Below are 22,780 nucleotides of genomic sequence, written 5' to 3' on the forward strand. Positions count from 1 at the left end.
TTTTGCTTTTGCAGCAGGAAAACTTCCAATATGCTGCTTATCACTGCCAGAATGATCGGCTGATGAATATATTTATCAGGTAATCTAGGCCGATGTCAGATCTTCTTAATCCACATCCATCACATGATTCTGATACTTTGATCGCTTGTCCTGAGTGTGATCTTTTAATGCAAAAGGTCACACTAGCAGTAGAAACTGAGCACAAGATATTATGCTCAAGATGCGGCTATGAGCTTTATCACTTTAAAAGGCGAGTGGTTGATAAGGGGCTCGCTTTGGTCGTGACTGCTTTGCTTCTTTTTATACCTGCTAATTTCCTGCCCATCATGAAGCTTAAAATGTTCGGGCAACAGACATATGACACTGTCTGGAGTGCAGTCATAGCGCTCTATAAAGCAGACATGACGATCATTGCTTCACTTGTGCTCTCGTGTAGCCTATTTATTCCTCTCATTAAACTGATTTGTCAGTTGCTGGTCCTTATCAGCCTTAAGCGACCTTCAATCAGATCAACAGGTATCTTATTGCTAAGGTGCTATCAGCATCTTCGTGAGTGGGGAATGTGGGAGATCTACTTGTTAGGCATCCTGGTTGCGATGGTCAAAGTTGGCGATGTAGCCGAATTAAGTCTGGGTGTGGGTTTGTTTTGCTTTACGGCTCTACTGCTTATCCAGGTCTGGCTGGACTCGCTTATGTCACCCCAGCAGTTATGGCAGGAAATAGAGGTGGAGTCTGGTCATGCGGGCCGTTGATCAAGGCCTATGGGTATGCCGTGAATGTCATAAGTTAAACAAGCCTGCCAACTCTTGCAGTCGTTGCGGAGCGGCTCTTTATCCCCGTGTTCCCAAGAGCATATCGAGGAGTTGGGCGCTACTGGTTGCCGCTGCTATCTGTTATGTTCCGGCAAATCTTTTGCCCATCATGACGGTGAGCTATTTTGGCAAGGGCGAACCGTCAACCATCATCTCTGGCATCATTGACTTGATTAACAACGGAATGATTCCTATTGCTGCAGTCGTCTTTGTCGCCAGCATTATTGTCCCTACATTCAAACTTATTGGACTGGCCTGGCTGTTGATTTCCGTCCAGCGCAAAAGAGCAATGCGCGCTCGGCAGCGCATGTTTCTGTTCCGTTTTATCGAGTGGATTGGACGCTGGTCCATGCTTGATATCTTCGTAATCGCAATTTTGGTAACCCTGGTCAATTTCGGTAATTTTGCCAACGTGGATGCCAATCCCGGCGCGATCGCTTTCGCAGCTGTAGTAATTTTGACCATGCTTGCTGCAAAGACTTTTGATCCTCGATTGATCTGGGATCACACTTGCTCAGAGGATAACGATGAGTGATTTGCCCCAGCCTGTAATACGTCCTGCCTCACGTTGGTCTGCCCTTTGGGTGTTACCACTGATTGCCTTGGCCATTGCTGCCTGGTTGGGGTGGAAGGCTTATAACGAGTCTGGAACGCAAGCCACGATCCGCTTTGATGATGGGGAAGGTATTAGTGTTGATCGAACAGAGGTGCTTTATAAAGGTATCTCTCTGGGTAAGGTAAGTCATATTAAGGTCGCAGAGGATAGCCGGGGAGTTATCGCTACGATTAATATCAACAAGGATGCCGAGAAATACCTGCGTTCTGAAACACGTTTCTGGCTGGTGAAACCCCGCGTGTCGTTAGCAGGTGTAACCGGCTTGGAAACCCTTGTCTCTGGGCAGTACATTGCAATTCAGCCTGGCGGCGGAGAGGCTGCACGGGATTTTGTGGCATTGCGCGATCCTCCACCATTAACCAGTAATTTGCCCGGCCTGCACCTTACGCTCAAAGCCGAACGATTAGGTTCTCTTATACAGGGTAGCCCTGTGTATTACAGGCAGCTGGAAGTTGGGCAGGTAGAAGGGTATCAGCTAGGCAGCGATCCTCGAGTTGTCGAGGTCAAGATTCATGTCCGTGAAGAATATGCGCACCTTGTCCGCAAACATACCCGCTTTTATAACGCCAGCGGTATCAGTGTTTCCGGTGGGCTTGACGGCTTCAAGGTGCATAGTGAGTCGATCATAAGTCTTGCGGCGGGCGGGATTGCCTTCTTCACGCCTGGAAACCATGAAGACAGTCCACCTACCAACAGCTCTCCTTTCAAGCTGTATAGCGATTATGAGGCTGCCGAGGCGGGTTACAAGGTGGTTCTGCATGTGCGCGATGTTGCAGGGCTTAATCCGGGACGCACGCCTGTCATGTTCAATGGTGTGCAAGTAGGTACCATGAAATCCTTGAGCATGAATGAGGACTATACCGGTGCTACTGCCGAGTTGATGATGGATCCTCGCACCGAATCGCTCATGAATGCGGGCAGTGAGTTCTGGACGGTCAAGCCTTCGATTTCACTGGCAGGCGTAACGGGAATCGAGGCATTGGTAAAAGGAAATTACCTTGCCGTGCGGTTTGCCAAGCACGGGCGTCCCGCTCGCGAGTTCACGATTCGTTCCAAAGCGCCTCCATTGAACACAGATGCACCTGGTCTGCACTTGGTTCTGTTCAGTGATCGTTTGAGTTCAGTTGATATTGGAAGCCCGATTCTCTATCGGCAAATGCAAGTGGGAAGCGTGCAAAGCTATCAGCTGTCTCGTGATCAACAGAGGGTTGTTATCGGTATACATATCGAGCCTGAATACGCGTCTCTTATCAACTCTTCGACTCGCTTTTGGAATGCCAGCGGCGTGACGCTTACCGGTAATCTGAATGGTGTTCAGGTCAAAAGCGAGTCGCTGCAAACGTTGATTGCTGGCGGGATTGCATTTTCTACGCTGGATCTAAAAGCCAAACGTGTAGGTGATGCACATCGTTTTTCGCTGTTCAAGGATCAGGATGAGGCGATACGTAAAGGCACACTGATTGAGCTGCGTATGGATAACGGTGAAGGCATGAAGCCTGGAACTCCGCTTAATTTTCGTGGTTTGAAGGTGGGGCAGGTAGAAGATGTCGAGCTGGCAGATGACTTGGCCAGTGTAAGGGTCAAGGTTCGCGTGACCGAGGCGGAAGACCGTATTGCCAGCTTGGGTGCTCAATTCTGGGTGGTAAAGCCCGAACTGGGGCTCTTGAGAACGGAGAATCTTGGTACGCTGGTAACCGGACGCTATATCGAAGTCTCACCAGCTGCTCATGCAGGTGTCGCCAAGACCCGTTTTGACGTTTTACCCGAGCCACTTAACACGTTGGACAAAGAGCCGGGGCTGCATCTGGTCCTCAGCGCTTCTCGACGTGGTTCGCTTAAGCCAGGCGTTGAGGTGAGCTATAAGGAAATACCGGTAGGCAAGGTTACGCGCCTGGAGTTGAGTAGCGAGGCCAACCGTGTACTGGTACATATTCTGATCGAGCCACGTTATGCCCCTTTAATATATGCCGGAACGCGGTTCTGGAATGCGAGTGGTGTTGCGGTGGATGCCAGCCTGTTCAGGGGTGTGAAGCTACGCAGCAATTCGTTTGAGGCTCTTCTGGAAGGCGGAATTTCCTTTGCTACGCCTGAACAGGATATGGGTAAACATGCCCTGCCAGGCCAGACGTTTGTTCTGTTTGATGAAGTAGAGCCTGAGTGGCAGGACTGGTCGCCGAAGATCAAATTGGGTAACGAAAATTGAGAGGAACAGGCCTAAGCCTGTTCCTCTTCAAGCGTCTCCATTATTAGAGGCGCGACCGATTCTTCCTTGCGATGAATGTATTTCCAGTCATCCTCATCGATATAAATACCATTCGGACTGCTGCCGCCCTCAAGGTCTATCGCCACGTGGGCGGCTACCTGAGGCTTTACGCTAGCCAAGATAGGTACGAAGCCTAGCTGGCGGCTCGTCTCGATCAGGGCCATCTGATTACGTTCGTCAATGTCCGCGGCTTCGTCGAGATAGTAGGGCAGACGTATGCGGCTGGCCTGTTCACGATCCATCAAGTGCAGGAGCAGGTACATGTTGGTCAGTGCCTTGATGGTCATGGTCGTGCCGTTTGAGGCTGCACCGTCAATATCGGTATGAATGATCGGTTGGCCACCGACCTTGGTAATTTCAAAGGCCAGTTCGAACAAATCTTTCAGGCCCAGCTGGTTATGGTTGGCTGCAACCAGGCGAGCAAGATATTCCTTGGCCTCTTCGTTCTTGGCGTCCTGCTCGGCGCTTTGGGTAAGATCGAAAACAGAAAGCGTTTCGCCCTCTTCATATTGGCCTGCGCTGTGAATGATCTGATCGATGTGCTTGAGCGCGTCCTTGTTTGGCGCGAGAACAATGCGAAAGCTTTCCAGGTTCGAAACCTGACGGCGGTTGATTTCTCGGTTGAAGAGTCCCAGCTGGTGCTCCAGGTTGTCGTAGTCGTTACGGATGTTGCGTAGCGTACGGGCAATATCGGTCACAGCGGCACGGCGAGCCTTGGCCAGCGTCAGTGCTTCGTCCTGGCGATGGGCGTAGGCATTGACGAGTAGGGTCAGTCGGCGCTCCGGGTCGTCTTCGTTGTCAAACTTGGCGACTCCTTTGAGGCGAACCTGGGCATAGAGGGCGTCGATTTGTGTATCGATACGCTGCAAGGCTTGCCAGGTGTCTTGATAGTCGTTAAGCAGGGGCAGCAGGTTATCCAGCGAGTCATCTACTGATTCCATGAAGGGAATTCCCTGGGGAAGATCGCTAGGAAGAAGCTGCCGGCGACGCAGAGAGTCGTCCAGGGTACGTTGCTTGGCTTCCAGATCGGCCAGTTGGCGTGCGATCAGCTGAAGCTTTACGGAAACCTGCTGAACACGTTCAGTAAATGCATCGCTTGAACGCTTGAGCTCGTCCTGGGAGGCTTCGAGTTGAGCCAGCTGCTCGAGTTTTTCAGCCTCCTGGGCAGCAAGGGTTTGATAGCGACGGAAGTCTTCCAGAGCTTTTTGAGCATCCAGTACTTCCTGATAGAGCTTATCGGACTGCGCCTTGCTCAAGACGCGATCAGCGGCAACGGCTTGCTGGGTCTTGAGCTGCTTGAGTTCGCGTTCCAGACGATCACGCTGGTCGCGTAGTGCAACGCGGTCAGCCAACGCCTGCAAGGTTGGAGGCTCAATGGGTGAAAGGTTTATTGAGAGGCCTGGAGCCTCGAAGCGATCCCCGTTGAAGCCATCCAGTACAGTAGTAAGTGTCTTCATCCACTGGGTATCATCCAGACGGACGCCCTGTTCGCCCAAAGGCAGGCTGAACAATGCGCCATTGAACAGGCGCATCAGCCGATCAACATCCTGCTGCGAAAACTCCTCACGTAGACGTGCATAGCTGTTGTTATCCGCGTGATCCAATTGCTGAGCGATCGATTTAAGACGCTTTTCAAGGTCACGGACACGCTCATCAAGATCGCCACTGCTGAACTGTCTTGACTGGGATAGGGCGCCGGCCAGCTCATCATGCGCGTCTTTGGCAGCCATGAGGTTCTGCTCGAGCTGAGCGGCAGATTCAACCAGGGCAAAGCGGTTCTTCAGGACGGCCATCTCACCCAGCCAACGCTGGATCTCGCTGAGCTGGCGTTCCAGACGCATCATTTCCTGGGTGCTGTTACGCTGAGTGTTCTGCAGGCGATCCTGTTCGCTGCGCAAGTGTTCGGCCTGGCTGACCAGCTCATCGCGGCGATCTTCCGAATAGGTTTGCCACGCACCGAGAAGTGCATCCAGCAGCGGCGAAAGGCGGTGCAGTTTACCGCGCAGCCGTTCGCGTTGCTGGACACCGTTGGCCAGCGCCTCTACCAGCGGGCCGGCTGCGACCAGAGCCTGATAGTCCTGTTCCATACGACGTACGTCACGGAAGGCTTCCTCAGTGGCGGCGATATAGTCGACGCTGCCGGAGCGCAGGCTGTGTTCGAAGGCATCGAGGAATAACTGCTTGAGCTTGGCCGCCGTGATTTCACGCATGTGGAGCAGGTTGATAAACAAGGCCCGGAAGGTCTTGAGGCTTTGTTCACTGGTGGAGCGCAGAGGGATCAGCGTCAGGTCCAGAGGAATGGAGGTATGGCCGCCAACCAGAAGACGCCTTAGCTCCTCGGGTTTGACCTCGTAAGCCTTGATGCCTTCTCGCTCCAGATTCTTGAACAGCTCGCGTTGCCTTAGGCAGGTGCCGTTTTTCTGGTAGTGAGCCAGATCCAGCTCGCCGGCGTAAGCAAAAAACTGGTGGCCAAAACCGCCTCCCGGTCCTCGGCCTACTACACCAATCACATGGGGGCCGTGGGGCAGAGAAAGCTCTACCAGGATGTAACTGGTGTCGGTAGCGAAGTAAAACTTGCGTGATTGCTCGAGGTTGTACTTGCCAAAGCTCATGTCAGACATGCGCGCCAGGATAGGAAACTGAAGCGCATTGATTGAGGCGCTTTTGCCCAGGTTGTTGGCGCCGTAGACTGACAGCGGATGTTCAAGCGGAAAAAGCCCCAGGCTGTAACCCGCTGTATTGAGCAGGGCAAAGCGGCGGATGCCGTAACGGGTCAGGCTCATGCGTCGGTCTCCTGGTAAGCGCGTTCTTCTGCGACGGCTCGGGCCAGCTCGTCCTCCTCATCAAGTGTCGTCAAGGCGTCGATATCGTCATCAAGCAATTCGGGGGCGGGCAAGGGCAGATCACTGTGGAGCGTGGCGGCCAGATCCCGGTCCTGCTGAACTGCCAGGCAGACGTCCAAAAAGCGGTGCATGGGCGGCAGGAAGCGGTAGATACCGTTGTCTTCCGAAGCAAAGCCAAGCTGGGTCAGGCGGCGCAGGATTTTTTCCTCCAGCTCATCTTGCGTTTGTACTTCAGCCTGCAGGAACAGGTCTCGGTACTTTTCCAGCAGGGCCGGCAGTTCGTCACGACCTAAGCTGCCGCCATCCAGAACGCTGAGCGGATCACGACCCTGATCCGCCAGATGCTCGACCATGATGAATGTGAACAGCGCCAAGCGCTGGGCCGTCTTGTTTACCTGGGCGCCCATTTGTTCAGGCACGAAGTAATAAAAACCACGTGTATCGCAAACAAGCTCGAAGCCCAGCGCCTTGAAGAGGGTTCGATAGGCATCCTGAAGGTTGGACAGTTGTGCGTATAGCTCGGGCTCGCGGCGGCTGATATGAAAGCCCTTGAGCAGCTCGCGGAAAATCGGCGCAAGCAAGGAGAGTTCAGTTAAATCAATGTGCATGGGTGGTGCTCGCAGTATCTCGGGCGGAGAGGGCGAAAGAGCACAGGCTGACCTGGTGCTCGGCAGTATCGTAATCACGGCGCGGCAGACGCTCGCGCTGGAAGCGGCTGTCGCGGGAGAGACGAGAGAACCAGTACAGGAGCTCGTCGGTGGCGCCTTCAGGCTCCTGTTCGAGTAGCCAGATCATGAGGTCCGGCATAGGCAGGGCATTTTCGCAGCGATCCAGCATTTCACGGGCGGTACGAGGTGCCTTGGGCTTCGTGGTTTCCTTGCGTGACTCGCTTGCCTTGGGGAATTGCGCTGGCTTGGGCTCGAAGCGTGCCAGGGCGTATACATAGCTTTCCACCTGAGAGGCTGTACCCAGGAAGACGCTCTGGGGGCGACTGAAGAGGGGAATAGCTGTCTGCGGAACGGCATCCAGACCTTTACGGCGTATAGCGGCCAACGCCAGGGCCGCGCCACGAGTAATGGCATTGTGGCGGCGGGCTTCTTCACGTAGCGGCAGTAGCAGCTCACGTGCACGGCGCAGCGAGAGTTGGGCCGTCGTCTGCATTTCAAGAATTCGGGCATGGGTGCGCAGCAGCAGATCATCATCGACCAGCTTTCCCAGGCGATGTTGCTCACCCATCAGGCGTAACAAGACGTGCTCGACCCGATTGACGCCTTTCTCGAAGATGCCATCGGCCGAGACGAGCTGAATCATGGGTTCGACATATTCGTCCCAGGTGGCCAGGACTTCGGCGTAACGCTGCCGCAACGGGATCTGACGATCACTGGTCTTGGCCCGCTCGGCGACCCCTACAAGGGCATGTTCGTCGTTGCTCAGCTTTTTCAGAACGTCCCGTACACGCATGTCCAAAAGGCGCAGCTGTCGAGCCAGCTCATTGCTGTCCCGTGCTTCGAAAGCGTCCTGGATATGAGCGGCAAGCCGTTCCAAGTGGCGCAGGTAGGCTTCGATTTCAAGGCACAGCCCCAGGCGGTGTTCGCGACGCAGGTAGGCCAGGAAATCATGAATCTGTGCGTTAAGCTCGAAACGGTTGGGGCTCTTGGCAACCGGGACCAAAATATCCAAGCGGATCCACGCATCGAGTAGTGCCGTGATATCGGCTGGCGTGCTGTCAGGTAGCTGGGCTCCAAGCCGGGTGCGGAGTTCTACAAGGCTCAGCGTGCCGCTGTCGAAGTGCTCGCACAGTGGGTCCAGCTGCGCCCAGTGTTCGGCAAGTGCGCGGAGAACGCGCTTGGGATCGATCATGACGGGGCCGTTTGCACAAAAGAGTCAATTGTACTGTATGGCCCTAGGCTAAAGGATCAGCTTTGACATGTGGTCGGCCAGTTTGCGTAATGAGTACGCTTTGGCCTTTCCGTCAGGTAGCAAGGCGCGCGATAATTGGTCTTTTTACAGCGTCCGCTGCGGCGCTGATCTATGATGAGCCGTATGAATTTTTTGTTGCTGATGGAATGCTGCCAATGATGGCCGAAGATCGGCGCCGCGCGTATCTGCGCGCCATGCAGATAGACGTCTGGCTGCCACGAACGACGCTGCCTTTTGCTGCACCTTCCCGTCCGGAATTGCTGGCATATGTCGATCCAACTGCCTTGCCCGAGGAGCCAGCACCGGCTGTCGCTCGGCCAGCACCCAAGGTGGAGGCGCCGGCTGCAAAGCTGGTTCGGCCGGAGCGTCCTACTGTTTCTTCGGCCAAGGTCGCCACGCCGCCTGAGTCTGAATCTCGTCCTGAGCCGATCAAGCGAGAAGCGCCGCCTCGCTTTTCCCTGCAATTACTGCGAGCCGGATCTTGCCTTCTGCTGGTTGATCTACCGGCAGGCGCTTCCCTGGCAGGACGCGATCCTGCCTATGTACTCCTCAGAAACATGCTGCATGCGGCTAGTCTGCCTGACAGCCCTCAATCATTGGGTGAGCCTATTCGCTGGCCGTTACTGGCCAATGCAGCGCTTGATCAGGGGCCTGCCGAAGCGCGAACCTTTGTGCAGAGTGTTGTGGCCTCTCAACTGGAAACCGAAACCTGCGATTGCCTCTGGTTGGTAGGTAGCGCCGCCGCTCGCTTTGTTTCAAGCGATGATGTGAAAATCGAATGCCAGGAAATCCGACTGGATAGTCTCGGTTCTGCCTGGGTCATTCCGGGGCTTGAAGCCCTCATGGAGCAACCCCGCCTAAAAGCTGATGTATGGCGTGCCATGCAGCGTATCCGCCCCCGTTGGACAGATGTTAGATGAGCGATTCCATTCATTTTCGGCCGATGACCGAAGCCGATCTCAATGCTGTTCTCAAGATTGAATATGCTGCCTTTAGTCACCCATGGACACGCGGTATTTTTCTGGACGGCCTTAAGTCCTACAACTGCTGGGTAATGTTTGAAGGTGAGCAGCAAGTGGGACACGGTGTGATCAATGTCATTCTGGATGAGGCCCATCTGTTGAACATCACCGTGAAGCCGGAAAGCCAGGGTAAAGGCCTGGGTTACCAGCTCCTGGATCATCTTATGAAGCAGGCTCGCCTGGCTGATGCCAGAGAGTGCTTTCTTGAAGTTCGCGAAAGTAACCAAGCGGCCTATCGACTCTATGAACGCTATGGTTTCAATGAAATAGGCCGTCGTCGGGATTACTATCCTGCCGCCGGCGGGCGAGAAGATGCCCTGGTCATGGCGTGCACGCTGCTGGACTAAGCCAGGACTTAATGTCCTGGCTTCTTCTCGTTCAGATCAAAATCATCAGCAGGCTGCTCAATATCAAGGTCGGTTGCATCCAGGTCGGCTGAGTTCTCGGCACGGCTCTGGTCGGCCTCGTTGACTTCGTCCGGGTTGCCGTCCCATTTTTCACCATCCAACGGCAGGACGCGGCCCATTTCGGCTTCGTCCATGCCAACGCCACCGCCGATGTCCCTGTCACTGACTACGGTCAGCTCCTTGTCGACAGGCCATGCGTCACCATATTCATTCGGATTACGTGCGCCTGAGTCGTCCAGCAAGGTTTCAGGCGTCATGTCATCCAGAGTGACGTGGTGATCGGCTGTTTCGCCTTCCGTCATGCCCGCTTCACTGACGCGCTCCGGGGGGAACTGGCCTTCGTAGTCTTCTTCGGTCTGCTGGCCTCGGTCTTTGCCATGGAATAGCTCATCGTTGAAGTTCAGTTCCTGCATGCCGCCCATGCGGTCTTCGTTATCGTCGATGGGCAGAGGGTCTCGGTTCATATCAGGCTTTTTCATAAGCGTCTCCTCAAGAGATTCGGCTATCCCATACAGTCGGGTCATGTTGATGTGACCCCATTTAGGCGACGGGATTCCTTTTGTTCGCCTATGCTCGATCTGCCAAGGAGTTGTCGAAAACCCTTCGAACGATGATGAAAATTCACAGTCAGAGCGTACATGATGAATTCAGAGATCGAATTACCCGTACCTCTTCAGCGCTGCGCTTTTTTTCTCGACTTGGACGGAACGCTTGCTGCCCTACAGCCCCGCCCGGAGCAGGTTTTTATTCCTGAAAAAACGCTTTCTTCAATTCATACGCTTACCCAGGCAGGCATTCCTGTCGCGGTAGTGTCTGGACGCCGAATCGATGATATTGACCATCTGGTCAAGCCGTTGCAATTGCCAGCTGGAGGCATTCATGGTGCCGAGCGGCGCGATTATTCAGGCCAGATGCATCGTCTGGCGCTCGACGCTGATCTGCTGGCGCGCGTAGGCGCAGAGCTTGGCGCTGCCATTGAATCGCATCCTACGCTCTATCTGGAAAGCAAAGGCATGGCGTTTGCGCTGCATTATCGTCAGGCGCCTGAGCTGGAAGATGAAGCGCGGCGGATTGCCGAAACTCTGGTTGAGCGTTATCCGCAGCAGCTGACGTTGCAGCCCGGCAAAAGCGTGTTTGAACTTAAGCCTAAAGGCGCGAGCAAGGGCGCGGTGATACGTACCTTCATGCGTGAGGCACCCTTCGATGGACGAGTCCCTGTCTTTCTCGGTGACGACCTGACCGACGAGGCTGGCTTTGAAGTCATCAATGAAATGGGAGGCCTTTCCATCAAAATCGGAGAAGGCTCGACTGTGGCGCAGCAACGACTGGAGTCGGTCGAAGCTGTGGCCGATTGGCTGTGCGGCCTGGCAGAACAAGCCGGTAACGCACGCGTAGAACAAGAGGATTGAAGATGAGCCGTTTGGTGGTAGTTTCTAACCGTGTAGCACCCATTGAACCGGGAAAGGCTCCGTCGGGAGGATTGGCAGTAGGCGTGCTCGACGCATTGCGGCAGTCAGGCGGTATCTGGCTGGGCTGGAATGGCGATGTTTCCAATGAGGAAGTGCCGCCCGGCAAGAACGAGACACACGATAACATCACCTATCATACCTTCGCGCTCAACAAGCGTGACTATGATCAGTATTACCGCGGCTTTGCCAATGCAACGCTGTGGCCGGTTTTTCACTATCGTGTCGATCTCTCGCGCTACAGCCGGGAAGAGTACGATGGTTACCGTCGCGTCAACGCAGCCATGGCAGAGCGTCTCAAGCCTCTGTTAAAGCCTGACGATATCATTTGGGTGCATGATTACCACCTGATTCCCTTTGCGGAAGCCTGTCAGATGATCGGTATCCGCAACCGTATCGGGTTCTTCCTGCACACACCGTTCCCGGCGCCTGAAATCCTGACAGCTATTCCGCCGCACAATGAGCTGCTCAAGACGTTGTGCTTCTATGATGTGGTGGGCTTTCAGACGGAAACGGACAAGCTGGCATTCCAGGATTACATTACACGCGAAGTTCGTGGCGTGCTGGAGAGCGATGGCAGCCTTACGGCGTATGGCCATAACTTCCGTGCCGAGGTCTATCCGATCGGTACTGTACCGGACGATATTATCAAGCAAGCCGAATCCTACCGCGCACGCCGTAACTTCATCTCGCGCAGTATCGAAGGTGTGCCTTATAAGACGATTGTCAGCGTGGACCGTCTTGATTATTCAAAAGGGCTGGTGGAGCGCTTTTGCGCTTATGAAAAGCTCCTGGAACGGTTTCCTGAGCACCGCAAGCGGGTGCAGTTTGTCCAGATCGCACCGACTTCTCGCTCCGATGTGAAAACCTATCAGCATATTCGTCAACAGCTTGAGTCCCAGGCGGGCCATATCAATGGTCGCTTCTCCGAGCTGGATTGGACACCGATTCGTTATCTGAACAAGAGCTATGACCGCCGTACCGTCATGGGGCTGTTCCGCTCTGCTGATATTGGTCTGGTAACGCCGCTGCGAGATGGTATGAATCTGGTAGCCAAAGAATATGTGGCTGCGCAGGATCCAGAAGATCCTGGCGTATTGGTACTCTCGCGTTTTGCAGGGGCAGCCCGTGAGCTCAACTCGGCGCTTATTGTTAACCCTTACGATGTGGTGGGCATGGCCGAAGCCCTTGATCGCGCCATTAGTATGCCGCTACAGGAGCGTAAGGATCGCTATGAGGACATGATGCGGATTATCCGCAAGAATGATCTGGCCTCCTGGCGTGACAAGTTCCTCAAGGATTTGCGGGCGGTAAAGGCCAGGCCTGTAGCTAACCTGCGTGCAGTAGGAGCTACAGGCGCTTAAGTGGCAAAGGCTTAAAAAGGCCCGCAATGTAGCGGGCTTTTTTATGGAAATTTTTCGCAGACAATAAAAAAGGGTCTAGCCGAAGCTAGACCCTAAAAATAGGTGGTGGCTACGCAGGGACTTGAACCCCGGACCCCAGCATTATGAATGCTATGCTCTAACCAGCTGAGCTACGTAGCCATCCGAGGCGCGCATTATTCTTTCTCCAAAGCCCTGTGTCAACCCCTCTTTTTCATTTAATTGCTTAAAAACTAACGTTTTTTTATGAATGAGCGACTGCATTGGTAAAAGCGCCTGGAAAGGCGCTTTCGTTTAGGTCCGATAATGGCAGTGTGTTAAGCAAACTTTGTTCAGGCCGTAGCAGTCCTTAACAGGAGCGTCTTCTAAAGGCGTATTTCTAGACCAGGAGAAAGCAATGGATAACTATCACGTCACTAAAGGCGACAAGGGCTGGGAGCTGAAAAAGGAAGGCGCAGCCCGTGCCTCCAAAAGCGCTGAGACTAAGGCGCAGCTCGTAGAGCAGATGCATGAGTTTTTTGAGGGAAAGACGGCGTCAGTCAAAATTCACAAGGTGGATGGCACCCTTGAGGAGGAGCGTACCTATCCTCGTAGCGCCGATCCACGCAAGTCAAAAGGTTAGAGCAAGGGTGCCGTTGCGGCTATCAGTCAGCAGAGAGGCAACGGCGACTCCCGTGTATGTCCGGTCAAGGACGACTAGGGCTTCATGAGCTTGCCCCAAATTGCCCTTTAGCACCTTTAAAGAATGAACTGTTTCTCAATTTGAAAGGGTGTTTAAACGGTATTGGTACTTAAAGACTATTCGTTACTTATTAGGCAATATTCATTTGTCCACTGGGCATTATATCTACAATGAATTTTCTGTAATCATTACGTCATCTCCCTGTGCTGCCCCGTTCCGATAATTAAAGAACAAACCCCGGACCTGTTTATAAGTAGGTATTCGCCTGCTTGTTTATCAGGGAGAAGGTAACTTTATAGTTGGAAGCGAGATGAAAATGAAAGGTTTGATTGTAGCTGCCCTTGTCCTTGCCAGCAGTTCCGTATTAGCTGACCAAATCCCCTCCGATGCCGCCAGCACGCCTGTTGTCGAGCATTACACGTATTCAGACCACCTGGATATCAAACGTGTCATCGACAGTCCCGATATCACCAGTTTCTGTGGTGTCCGTCCTGTACGCATGACATATGAAGACCATAATGACAAAGTTCATGTAATGGAGTATCAGGTTTCGGGCTCTGGTTGTAATGATAACTAATAGGGTTATTTAATCTATTTGATTGTCAGATGTAATTGTTGATTTAATTTTATTTGATATTTTCTGATCAAAAGAGGTGCCTTGCATACTTGTTCAAGGCATCTCTTTTTGTTTTTGAATTAAAAATAGTTTATTTAAACGGCACGCTTGACGAGCGTTTTTACTCACCTGTTGAGGGACTTAAAAACATGCCTGCTTTCATAAACGTTTGTGTTGTGCGAGGTAACGCACGGTTACAGGCTAACAAAAGCAGGGTAATGCCTGTCAGAGTGAAGGCCTCGGTGGCATCGGTTGCCTCGAGGCGTTTCATTTTTAATGCGCAGAGAGGACACGCATGCGAATCAGCATTCGACAGATCACGATGCTCTTCCTTATGTTTCTGGCAGGTGCGGCATATGCTCAGGCTCAGCAGAGCCAGTCGGATCCAATTAGAATTCTGTTTGTAGGTAACAGCTATACCTATGTCAATGACTTGCCAGCCGTACTGAGTGAGATGTCCAGGCAAGGCAAGCAGGCCCGCCCGATCGAGACCAAGACACTGGCTTTCTCGGGCGCATCGCTTGAGCAGCATTGGACGAAAAAGGACGTTCAGCAGGCGTTGCAGGAGCAGAAGTGGGACTACGTCGTCTTGCAGGAGCACAGCATGTTGCCGGTCAAGAATCCAGACTTCATGTACAAGTATGCCCGGCTGATCGATGCTGAGGTCAAAAAGAACGGTGCCAAGACAATCCTGTACCTGACGTGGGCTCGCCAGAACGACCCGGCGATGCAGGCCAAGCTGGATAAGGCGTACACGACACTGGCCAATGAGCTGGGTGCGCTGTTGGCGCCAGTGGGGCAGGCCTGGCAGACTGCTTTGGCGGAAAAGCCTCAACCGTCGCTGTTCCTGCCTGACGGTAGCCATCCTTCCTTCACCGGCTCGTACATAGGCGCTTCGGTGTTTTATTCGCTGATCTACGGTCAGATGCCGCCCCAGCCTAGTGCAGCAGAGTCCAAGCGGCTGGAAAAGGCGAACGCAGGAGAGTTGCAGCAGGCTGCCTGGAAAGCAGTTCAGTCTTTGTCACCAGCATTGCGGACTTCACCGGACAAGGCAATGCACGCCTCGGCTCAGTAGCAAGGGAGGCTCGCCCAAGGAGAGCCCTGGGCGAGACCTATGACTCAAGGTATATATTTCTTTTCCTGTAGGCGCTTGATTGCGCCTATCAGGCAGTCTTCGGTGCTGACCGCTTCTGTAAAGCCTGCACGACGAATCTTGCCCATATCCGAGATCATGTCGAACTCGGTGTTGAAGACAAAATCGCCAAACTTCCAGCCTACAAGCTTCTCATACGGTACGGATTCCAGCTGGTGCTGCTCAGCCAGTTTTTGCCAGTCGTCAGCCTTGCTCGGCATCTGTGTTGCCAGTGAGAAAGGCTGCGGATCGGCGACGTCCATATCCAGAGCTTCACCAATCTTGTGCCAGAGCCGCTCCCAGCGGAACGGCTCGCCGACCAGGTTGAACGCTTCGTTGCGAGCGGCCGGGTCCAGCGCCGCCCATACACTGGCTCGTGCCAGCCAGTGTGCATCGGTCAGCTGAGCCAAGACCCCACGGTAGGCTTTCATCGAGCCCGGGAAGCGCAAGGGCACACCGGCTTGTTTACTCAGGGCTGCAAAGGCCCCGATGACCAGCGCGATGTTCATGGGATTGCCTGCAATATCACCCACCACCACATCAGGACGCAGAATAGACCACTCGAATTCTCCCTGGGCGGCGCGCTCGCGTAGCAGGTCTTCCTGGGTGTAATAAAAATTAGGCGAGAGGTGGCGCGGGTCGTCCTCATAAAAAGGCGCCGCTGTTGGACCCAGGTGCACGCCGTAAACCTTGGCCCCCTGGTAGTGAACGACACGTTGGAGCTTAGCGCCGGCAGACTTCAGGCCGTCCAGTACATTGCGCAGCATGGCGCCATTAATGTCGGCTTCCTTGGCCAGGCTGCTATCAGGGCGTAACGCTGCATAAAAGACATGAGTTGTATCCCCCGCCTGGCTCAGCGCCTGGGCCGTAGCGTTGGCGTCAGTCAGATCAAGATCAATGGTTTCAACGTTCGGTACGAAGGTACGACGGACGGCGCGGACCCGCCATTCAGGATTTTCGGCCAGAGTTTCAACAACGGCATTACCGATGATGCCGCTTGCCCCAACGACCAGGGCAACCTTGGAAGCTGACATGTGCGTTCTCCACTAATAGATAACAAGTTGGATGAGGTCTGTTTGACGTTACTAAGCTGATAACGCTCATCCCTACTTGGTTCCGAAAACCAATAGCGTCCTAATGGATATATCGACAGGATATCGAACCGACAGCAACGTCATGCGGTCGATGAATGAAGCTTCAACACGTATTGCCAGTAGAGGCTTGGTTAGACGGAAGGGTTACAGCGGCGTGCAGTGAATGTCCTGTTCTGACCCGGACTTGCCAATTCACCTGTCAGAGCCTGACATTCATAGGAAGATTACATATGTCGACGTCTTCACCCGAGCCCGATACAAAACTGCGCCGCGCGATTACAGGTCCTTTGCTGCTGTTATTCATCCTCGGGGATGTGCTTGGGGCCGGGGTGTATGCACTGGCGGGGAAGATTGCAGGTGAGGTAGGCGGAGCCATCTGGGTGCCTCTGGTAGTGGCAATGGGATTTGCTATGTTGACGGCGGCCTCGTATGCAGAGCTCGTCACCAAATATCCAAAAGCTGGAGGTGCTGCGGTGTTTGCTGCACGGGCCTTCAAGCATCCCCTTGTGTCCTTTCTAGTGGGTTTTTCGATGTTGGCTGCCGGTGTCACGAGTGCTGCCGGCCTTTCCCTGGCCTTTGCGGGTGATTATCTCGGGGCGTTTATTCACGTTTCGCCCACGATGACAGCACTGGTCTTTTTAACGCTAGTGGCTCTGCTTAATGCGCGTGGGATCAAGGAATCGCTTAATGCCAATCTGGTCATGACGCTGATCGAGCTGTCGGGGCTTTTATTGGTCGTTATTCTGGCCGTGTTGTATGTAAGTCATGGGCAGGGTGAGCCGGCGCGGGTTCTTCAATTTGCCGAGGGGACTTCTCCACCGCTGGCGGTATTGGGCGCTGCGCTGCTCGCCTTCTATTCGTTTGTAGGGTTTGAAGTGTCGGCCAACATTGCCGAAGAAGTGAAAGATGTAAGACGTATTTACCCAAGGACCTTGTTCGGTGCGCTGCTGATCGCGGGCGTAATATATGTTCTGGTGGGGCTGGCGGCTTCCATCGTTTTGTCACCTGCACAACTGGTGGAGTCTTCTGCGCCGTTGCTGGACGTGGTTCGGGCAACCGGCTACGGCATACCACCGCAACTGTTTGCCGTGGCGGCCTTGCTGGCGGTTTCCAATGGCGCATTGCTGACCATGATCATGGCAAGCCGTCTAGCTTATGGCATGGCCGAGGAGGGTCTGCTGCCCCCAGTGCTGGGGCGTGTACTGCCGCGTCGGCGTACGCCCTGGGTGGCGATTATTGCCACAACGCTTGTAGCCATGGCGTTGACTGTTACAGGGACGTTGTCGGCTCTGGCCGAGACGGTTGTGCTCCTACTGCTTTTTGTATTCATGAGTACGAACGTGGCCGTTTTGGTGCTGCGCCGCGACAAGGTCGATCAGCCGCATTTCCGGACCCCTACGCTGGTGCCGCTGCTGGCGATCGTGTCGTGTCTGGTGCTTTTGAGTCAGCAGAGCGCGGAGACCTGGCTGCGTGCCGGCATTCTGCTCGGGGTCGGCGTGGTGCTTTATTTCGTAACGCGTGCTCATTCGACACGTGAAGCGGCGGATGTTGTGTAAGACAAGGTCTTTGCAGGCCGGGCACGACCTGCAGGAACGTGTGATATGCGTTAAAAAATCCAGCGTTGCGGGCGCTGATGCATATTGGCGCTGGCAGGTCTCCAGGGGCGAACGGAAAGTTCGGCCTGTGTGGCGGAGCTGGGCAGTGCAGCAGGTGCGTTGGGGTAGGCAGACAGGTTAGTGGTAAGCGTGGGTGAAGGTTGCGCCTGGGTTTCGTGTCCTAGAAACCAGGCGGCAACCACCAGCAGGGAAACAGCAAGACAAGATGCGGTACGGCTATGCAGGGAGTCCATTCCTTGGCTCTCACAGAGGATAATCAACCGCCCAAATCATATCGGGTAAGTTCATCTGTGAAGCCCTGGATGCCAACTTTATTGCAAAACCGGGCGAACTCTCACATCGGTATGTTGCATGGTTGGCACATGGGAGGCGTACCTCTTCAACTCGGGCGCAAGGTGCCTCGAAGGTGCTGACAGAATTCAATGACCTCATGAGCTCGCATGTGGTTGGATGAGTCTTCCGTCTGCCGCACGGCGGCCGTAATCATCGATTCGATGTTCTGGATATGAATCAGCTTGAGGTCGCTGCTCATATTGCCCAGTTCGATCAACTCCGCAATTCGGTTCTCAGAGCGGGTCAACAGGCGTTCGACAACATCAAGGCTCTCATCAAGCTCGTTTTTGACAGGGGAGGCGTAGAGGTAATCGGTGAGGGTGGGAGCAGGGCGGACTTGCGGTTCCATCGCGGGGTTCCTCATGTGACCTGTGCAAGAATATGGCACGCTCGAGGCAAGATGTATCGCTACTGGCACTTAGGCGCAAGAGCCTGACCTCGTCCAAGAGACGAGTGGTTTATACCGTCGTCGGTTGGTGTGCTGCAAGCGTCAAGGAGGCGGCTTCCGGCAGCGAAACGCCGAAAGCCGCCTGTATCAGGCGTTCTGATCGATCACACTGCGGTAGAACAGCCATTCGTGTTCAAGGGCATGGGCCTGGTTCTTGGCATGCCTGAAGCCATGGCGTTCGTTGGGGTAGAAATAGCCTTCGGCACGAATGCCGCGATCTTTGAGTGCATGAAGCATGGCCCGTGTCTGCTCCGGGACAACGACGGCGTCCAGCTCACCCTGGAAGAAGATGACCGGGACATCGATCGTGTCGGCATGCAGGAGAGGCGTCCGCGCCCGGTAACGCTCCAGATCCTTCTTGGGGTCGCCAATGAGCCAGTCCAGATAGTCGGCTTCGAATTTGTGGGTCACGCGAGCCAGGGCGGCCGGATCCGTTACGCCGTACAGGCTGGCGCCGCCGCAAAACACAGTCTGGAACGCCAGCGCGCATAAGGCCGTATAGCCACCTGCGCTGCCACCTCGGATAAAGGCGTGGGCCGGTTCGATCAATTCTTGCTCGGCCAGATAATCCACTACAGCGCAGGCATCTTCGACATCGGCCTCACCCCAGCGCAGGTGAAGCGCGTTGCGGTACTCCCGTCCGTAGCCGGTGCTGCCTCTGTAATTGAGATCGGCAACGGCAAAGCCGCGTTGTGTCCAGTACTGGATACGGGGATCGAAGACGGGATAGCAGGCAGACGTAGGGCCGCCATGAATGAATACTACCAGGGGGGGCTTGGCCTCTCCTGTCATGGCCGGGTAGAAAAAGCCGTGCGCTTCGCCATCGCCGCTGGGGTAACGCAGGGCCTTGGGTTGACTGATGCGCTCGTTAGGCAATGGCGCAATACCGCCCGCCAGAATCTCGATGTTGCCATTCTGCCCGTTGATCTCAAGGATGCACGAGGGACGATTGGGCGCTGCGGCAATGCAATAGATGTATCCATCATGCAGGGCCAGGCTGCGAAAGCGGGTGAAGTCTTCCGCGAAGCGCAGCACTCGACCATCGGCCTCGCGTCTGCCCAGGTGGCCGAAGCCTTCTTCGAACCAAGTGGCGATGTAACGCTCGCCGCCCAGGCTGTACCAGCTTCTGCCGCCCAGCTGGAAGGGGGCGGCCGCATGATCGGCCTTGATGGCAGTCAGTCTGCTGACACCTGATGTGCACTCTCCCCACGGTTGCCACCAGCCGTCACGGTCGGACAGGCAGTAGAGCTGGTCCTGTTCATCAAAACGGGGCTGTTGAATCGACTCCGGATCGCTGCCTGCAATGCAGACCGGCGCCTCCCATTGCCCATTGTCCAGGCGTTCGGCGCACATGAGGTGGGTGGAGGTCCATGGTTGGTGTGGGCGACTCCACTCGATCCAGGCCAGGCGCTTGCCGCTGGGGCTCAACGTAGGCGAGGCGTAGAAGTCAGCACCCTCGGCCAAGACCTGACGGTGGCTGTCTGCGAGGGAAATAGCGACAAGCCGGTGAATGACGGCCTCGTCCTCATGGGCTTCTTCCACCGCCATGATGAGGTTGGCTGCATAGTGCAAATCACCATAGCGGCGTTTACCCTGGGTCAATGCCACAGGTTGGCTGCCATCGAGTGGTTGACGGTAAAGCTGTTGATCCGAGTCGTTGACGAAGACGGCCTCTGACTCGGTCAGGCAGAACGCGCCGCCTCCGTACTCATAAACGCGGCTGCGTGCACTGTAGCCATCCGGCGTCAGGCAGTGCGGTTTGCCATCATGCCAGCGCCATAGACGGCAGGCGCCGTCAGCAGGATCATACTGATTCCAGAAAAGCCCCAGTGCCGATGCCTGTAGCTCGGCAAAATCGATGCCTGCCGCGACGGCCTGTTGAGCGGTAAAGGTGCCGTCTGTGTCTGTAGAAGCAGGGTGCTGGTAAGCCATGGTGCTTCTCCGTTGCTATGTAAGACTCAGGCTTTGGCGATAAGCCTGGAGTTCCGCTCGTTACGAAAGCTCAGCTGCTCGATGGTCTGAGTGGCCTGTTCGGCCTCGGTACGGGCGTTGAGGATCACGTCGTGATGTGGGGACTTGCTGCAGACCGGATCGGCGTTGGCCGCATCGCCGGTCAGCATGAAGGCTTGGCAGCGGCAGCCACCAAAATCCTTTTCCTTTTCATCGCAGCTGCGGCAGGGTTCTGGCATCCAGTCATAACCGCGGAAATGATTGAAGCCAAAGGAGTCATACCAGATGTGCTGAAGGCTATGATCCTTCACATTCGGAAACTGGATCGGCAGCTGGCGAGCGCCGTGGCAGGGCAATGCGGTGCCATCCGGCGTGACGGTAAGGAAGATACTGCCCCAACCGTTCATGCAGGCCTTGGGACGTTCTTCATAATAGTCCGGCGTCACGAAGATCAGCTTGCAGGGATGGCCTTCGGCTTCGAGCTTGGCGCGGTATTCGTTGGTGATGCGTTCGGCGCGTACCAGTTGCTCTTTAGTGGGTAACAGGCCGACCCGATTGAGCTGCGCCCAACCATAGAACTGGCACGTCGCAAGCTCGACGAAATCCGCTTCCAGGGCGATACACAGCTCGATAATACGGTCGATCTTATCGATATTGTGCCGATGCGTGACAAAGTTGAGCACCATGGGGTAGCCATGGGCTTTTACCGCGCGGGCCATCTCCAGCTTCTGGGCAAAGGCCTTTTTGGAACCGGCGAGCAGGTTGTTTACCTCTTCGTCGCTGGCCTGAAAGCTGATCTGAATATGATCGAGCCCGGCGTCGCGAAAGGTAGCGATCTTCTGCTCGGTAAGGCCGATGCCGGAGGTGATCAGGTTGATGTAGTACCCCAGCCGGCGAGCCTCGCCGATCAGTTCGGCCAGATCCTGGCGTACCAGAGGCTCGCCACCGGAAAAGCCCAGCTGTGCTGCGCCCATCTGCCGGGCCTGCTGCATGACGGTGAACCACTGTTCGGTGGTCAGCTCCTTGCCTTGAGCCGCAAAGTCCAGGGGATTGGAGCAGTAGGGGCACTGCAGGGGACAGCGGTAGGTCAGTTCTGCAAGGAGCCACAAGGGCAGTCCTACCGCAGGCTGCTCAGGCAGGTTAGCCGAGTTGGATCCAGTGCTCTGCACGAGCAACCTCCATGAACTGCTCCACATCGTCACCGAGTTCCGGGACGCCTGGGAAGCGTTCGTTCAACGCATCAATGATGGCGGCCACGTCACGCTGACCGTCGATAAGCTCGCCAATGGCGCCAGCACTTTCGTTCAGTTTGATCATGCCTTCCGGATAGAGCAGGACGAAACCGTTTTGTGCAGGCTCGAATTGAAAGCGATAGCCCGGGCGCCAGCGCGGCACCTGGGTACGATCAAAGCTCATAGTTGAATTCCTTTATGCCAGACGCGCTGGTCGGTTACGGTGTGGTAGGGCGGCCGTTTCAGCTCGTAGGCCATGCTCATGGCATCCAGCATGCTCCAGAGGATATCGAGCTTGAATTGCAGGATTTCAAGCATGCGCTGCTGGGCATCATAAGTGGTGTAGTGCTGGAGGGTGATGTGCAGGCCATGCTCCACATCGCGGCGTGCCTGACCAAGGCGTGTGCGAAAGTATTCATAGCCGGCTGGGTCGATCCAAGGGTAATGCTGGGGCCAGCTATCCAGACGCGATTGGTGAATCTGCGGAGCAAAAAGTTCGGTCAACGAGCTACTGGCTGCTTCCTGCCAGGAGGCGCGGCGCGCAAAGTTGACGTAGGCGTCTACCGCGAAGCGTACGCCAGGGAGTACCAGTTCTTGCGAAAGAACCTGCTCACGGTCGAGTCCTGTTGCTTCAGCCAGGCGTAGCCAAGCCTCGATTCCACCTTCCGTTCCAGGAGCACCGTCATGGTCAAAAATACGCTGAACCCACTCGCGGCGAATCTCGCGGTCCGGACAGTTCGCCATGATGGCGGCGTCTTTTAGAGGAATGTTTACCTGATAGTAGAAGCGGTTGGCCACCCAGCCCTGAATCTGCTCGCGTGTTGCACAACCCTCATACATGGCGACGTGATAGGGATGATGAATATGGTAATACGCGCCCTTGGCGCGCAGGGCCTGTTCGAACTCTTCAGGAGTGAGGGCGTGTGGCATGTCTGGCCTCCTCGGT

22 protein-coding genes and 1 tRNA gene are annotated in these 22,780 nt (G+C 55.0%); 11 read left to right on the plus strand and 12 right to left on the minus strand.

Going from position 1 to position 22,780, the window contains the following annotated elements:
• Positions 1-92 precede the first annotated feature (92 nt).
• From B3729_RS13060 to B3729_RS13070, 3 genes are read left to right on the plus strand one after another with little or no spacing between them, the layout of a single operon-like run.
• Complete coding sequence (locus B3729_RS13060) at positions 93-752, plus strand: paraquat-inducible protein A (protein ID WP_286788102.1); 660 nt, start codon at positions 93-95, stop codon at positions 750-752.
• Positions 739-1,347: a paraquat-inducible protein A gene (locus tag B3729_RS13065; protein ID WP_286788103.1), complete on the plus strand. Its 609-nt coding sequence runs from the start codon at positions 739-741 to the stop codon at positions 1,345-1,347. The genes B3729_RS13060 and B3729_RS13065 overlap by 14 nt, the downstream gene beginning before the upstream one ends.
• Positions 1,340-3,631 (plus strand): PqiB family protein, encoded by a 2,292-nt coding sequence (locus B3729_RS13070; RefSeq protein WP_286788104.1) that lies wholly within the window; start codon positions 1,340-1,342, stop codon positions 3,629-3,631. Before B3729_RS13065 ends, B3729_RS13070 begins: the two co-directional genes overlap by 8 nt.
• Before the next feature lie 11 nt (positions 3,632-3,642).
• Here B3729_RS13070 and mksF read toward each other — a convergent pair whose 3' ends face one another.
• The 3 genes from mksF to mksB are packed head-to-tail and all read right to left on the minus strand — an operon-like array spanning position 3,643 to position 8,394.
• The gene (gene mksF, locus B3729_RS13075) at positions 3,643-6,474 is read right to left on the minus strand and encodes an Mks condensin complex protein MksF (protein ID WP_286788105.1); all 2,832 of its coding nucleotides are present in this window, start codon (positions 6,472-6,474) and stop codon (positions 3,643-3,645) included.
• Positions 6,471-7,142 carry an Mks condensin complex protein MksE gene (mksE, locus tag B3729_RS13080; protein ID WP_010795947.1) on the minus strand — a complete coding sequence of 224 codons (672 nt, stop codon included), beginning with the start codon at positions 7,140-7,142 and terminating at the stop codon, positions 6,471-6,473. The genes mksF and mksE overlap by 4 nt, the downstream gene beginning before the upstream one ends.
• A complete protein-coding gene (gene mksB, locus B3729_RS13085) occupies positions 7,132-8,394 on the minus strand; it encodes an Mks condensin complex protein MksB (RefSeq protein ID WP_150346501.1) in 1,263 nt (420 codons plus the stop codon). Before mksB ends, mksE begins: the two co-directional genes overlap by 11 nt.
• A 215-nt stretch (positions 8,395-8,609) precedes the next feature.
• On the opposite strand from mksB, the gene B3729_RS13090 reads away from it, so the two are divergent.
• A complete protein-coding gene (locus B3729_RS13090) occupies positions 8,610-9,374 on the plus strand; it encodes an energy transducer TonB (protein WP_286788106.1) in 765 nt (254 codons plus the stop codon).
• The gene (rimI, locus tag B3729_RS13095; protein ID WP_010795944.1) at positions 9,371-9,823 is read left to right on the plus strand and encodes a ribosomal protein S18-alanine N-acetyltransferase; all 453 of its coding nucleotides are present in this window, start codon (positions 9,371-9,373) and stop codon (positions 9,821-9,823) included. The genes B3729_RS13090 and rimI overlap by 4 nt, the downstream gene beginning before the upstream one ends.
• Before the next feature lie 8 nt (positions 9,824-9,831).
• Here rimI and B3729_RS13100 read toward each other — a convergent pair whose 3' ends face one another.
• Entirely contained in the window at positions 9,832-10,362 is a 531-nt protein-coding gene (locus tag B3729_RS13100; RefSeq protein WP_286788107.1) for a hypothetical protein, read from the minus strand.
• Between the two features lie 162 nt (positions 10,363-10,524).
• Here B3729_RS13100 and otsB point away from each other — a divergent pair, with 162 nt between their 5' ends.
• Both otsB and otsA read left to right on the plus strand, forming a co-directional pair.
• Positions 10,525-11,292, plus strand: a complete 768-nt coding sequence (otsB, locus tag B3729_RS13105; protein WP_033352734.1) for a trehalose-phosphatase — start codon at positions 10,525-10,527, stop codon at positions 11,290-11,292.
• A 2-nt stretch (positions 11,293-11,294) separates the two neighbouring features.
• On the plus strand, positions 11,295-12,713 hold the full coding sequence (gene otsA, locus B3729_RS13110) for an alpha,alpha-trehalose-phosphate synthase (UDP-forming) (RefSeq protein WP_010795941.1): 1,419 nt from the start codon (positions 11,295-11,297) through the stop codon (positions 12,711-12,713).
• 103 nt (positions 12,714-12,816) lie between these two features.
• Here the strand turns inward: otsA and B3729_RS13115 are convergent.
• Positions 12,817-12,893, minus strand: a tRNA-Met gene (locus B3729_RS13115).
• 235 nt (positions 12,894-13,128) lie between these two features.
• Between B3729_RS13115 and B3729_RS13120 the strand changes: the two genes are divergently transcribed.
• The 3 genes from B3729_RS13120 (at position 13,129) to B3729_RS13130 (ending at position 15,104) form a co-directional block, all read left to right on the plus strand.
• On the plus strand, positions 13,129-13,353 hold the full coding sequence (locus B3729_RS13120) for a DUF2188 domain-containing protein (protein ID WP_074821781.1): 225 nt from the start codon (positions 13,129-13,131) through the stop codon (positions 13,351-13,353).
• Positions 13,354-13,723: 370 nt separating this feature from the next.
• The gene (locus tag B3729_RS13125; protein WP_083397816.1) at positions 13,724-13,990 is read left to right on the plus strand and encodes a DUF2790 domain-containing protein; all 267 of its coding nucleotides are present in this window, start codon (positions 13,724-13,726) and stop codon (positions 13,988-13,990) included.
• A gap of 334 nt (positions 13,991-14,324) precedes the next feature.
• Positions 14,325-15,104, plus strand: a complete 780-nt coding sequence (locus B3729_RS13130) for a DUF4886 domain-containing protein (RefSeq protein WP_010795938.1) — start codon at positions 14,325-14,327, stop codon at positions 15,102-15,104.
• A 44-nt stretch (positions 15,105-15,148) separates the two neighbouring features.
• Here B3729_RS13130 and B3729_RS13135 read toward each other — a convergent pair whose 3' ends face one another.
• Positions 15,149-16,195 carry an SDR family oxidoreductase gene (locus tag B3729_RS13135; RefSeq protein WP_019366416.1) on the minus strand — a complete coding sequence of 349 codons (1,047 nt, stop codon included), beginning with the start codon at positions 16,193-16,195 and terminating at the stop codon, positions 15,149-15,151.
• Between the two features lie 290 nt (positions 16,196-16,485).
• Here B3729_RS13135 and B3729_RS13140 point away from each other — a divergent pair, with 290 nt between their 5' ends.
• Entirely contained in the window at positions 16,486-17,811 is a 1,326-nt protein-coding gene (locus tag B3729_RS13140) for an APC family permease (RefSeq protein ID WP_019366415.1), read from the plus strand.
• A gap of 50 nt (positions 17,812-17,861) precedes the next feature.
• On the opposite strand, the gene B3729_RS13145 is transcribed toward B3729_RS13140, so the two are convergent.
• The 6 genes from B3729_RS13145 to pqqC all read right to left on the minus strand — a co-directional run bounded on the left by B3729_RS13145 (position 17,862) and on the right by pqqC (position 22,764).
• On the minus strand, positions 17,862-18,104 hold the full coding sequence (locus B3729_RS13145; RefSeq protein WP_010795935.1) for a hypothetical protein: 243 nt from the start codon (positions 18,102-18,104) through the stop codon (positions 17,862-17,864).
• 146 nt (positions 18,105-18,250) lie between these two features.
• On the minus strand, positions 18,251-18,553 hold the full coding sequence (locus tag B3729_RS13150; protein ID WP_010795934.1) for a hypothetical protein: 303 nt from the start codon (positions 18,551-18,553) through the stop codon (positions 18,251-18,253).
• A 186-nt stretch (positions 18,554-18,739) separates the two neighbouring features.
• Positions 18,740-20,584 (minus strand): S9 family peptidase, encoded by a 1,845-nt coding sequence (locus B3729_RS13155; RefSeq protein ID WP_286788108.1) that lies wholly within the window; start codon positions 20,582-20,584, stop codon positions 18,740-18,742.
• Between the two features lie 26 nt (positions 20,585-20,610).
• The gene (gene pqqE / locus B3729_RS13160) at positions 20,611-21,771 is read right to left on the minus strand and encodes a pyrroloquinoline quinone biosynthesis protein PqqE (protein WP_122041509.1); all 1,161 of its coding nucleotides are present in this window, start codon (positions 21,769-21,771) and stop codon (positions 20,611-20,613) included.
• Positions 21,743-22,018, minus strand: coding sequence for a pyrroloquinoline quinone biosynthesis peptide chaperone PqqD (gene pqqD, locus B3729_RS13165; RefSeq protein ID WP_074821790.1), 276 nt, complete (start codon positions 22,016-22,018; stop codon positions 21,743-21,745). Before pqqD ends, pqqE begins: the two co-directional genes overlap by 29 nt.
• Positions 22,015-22,764 (minus strand): pyrroloquinoline-quinone synthase PqqC, encoded by a 750-nt coding sequence (pqqC, locus tag B3729_RS13170; RefSeq protein ID WP_286788109.1) that lies wholly within the window; start codon positions 22,762-22,764, stop codon positions 22,015-22,017. Before pqqC ends, pqqD begins: the two co-directional genes overlap by 4 nt.
• Between the last annotated feature and the right edge of the window lie 16 nt (positions 22,765-22,780).

Source organism: Pseudomonas sp. UBA3149 (assembly GCF_002364655.1).
Lineage (GTDB): Bacteria > Pseudomonadota > Gammaproteobacteria > Pseudomonadales > Pseudomonadaceae > Chryseomonas > Chryseomonas luteola.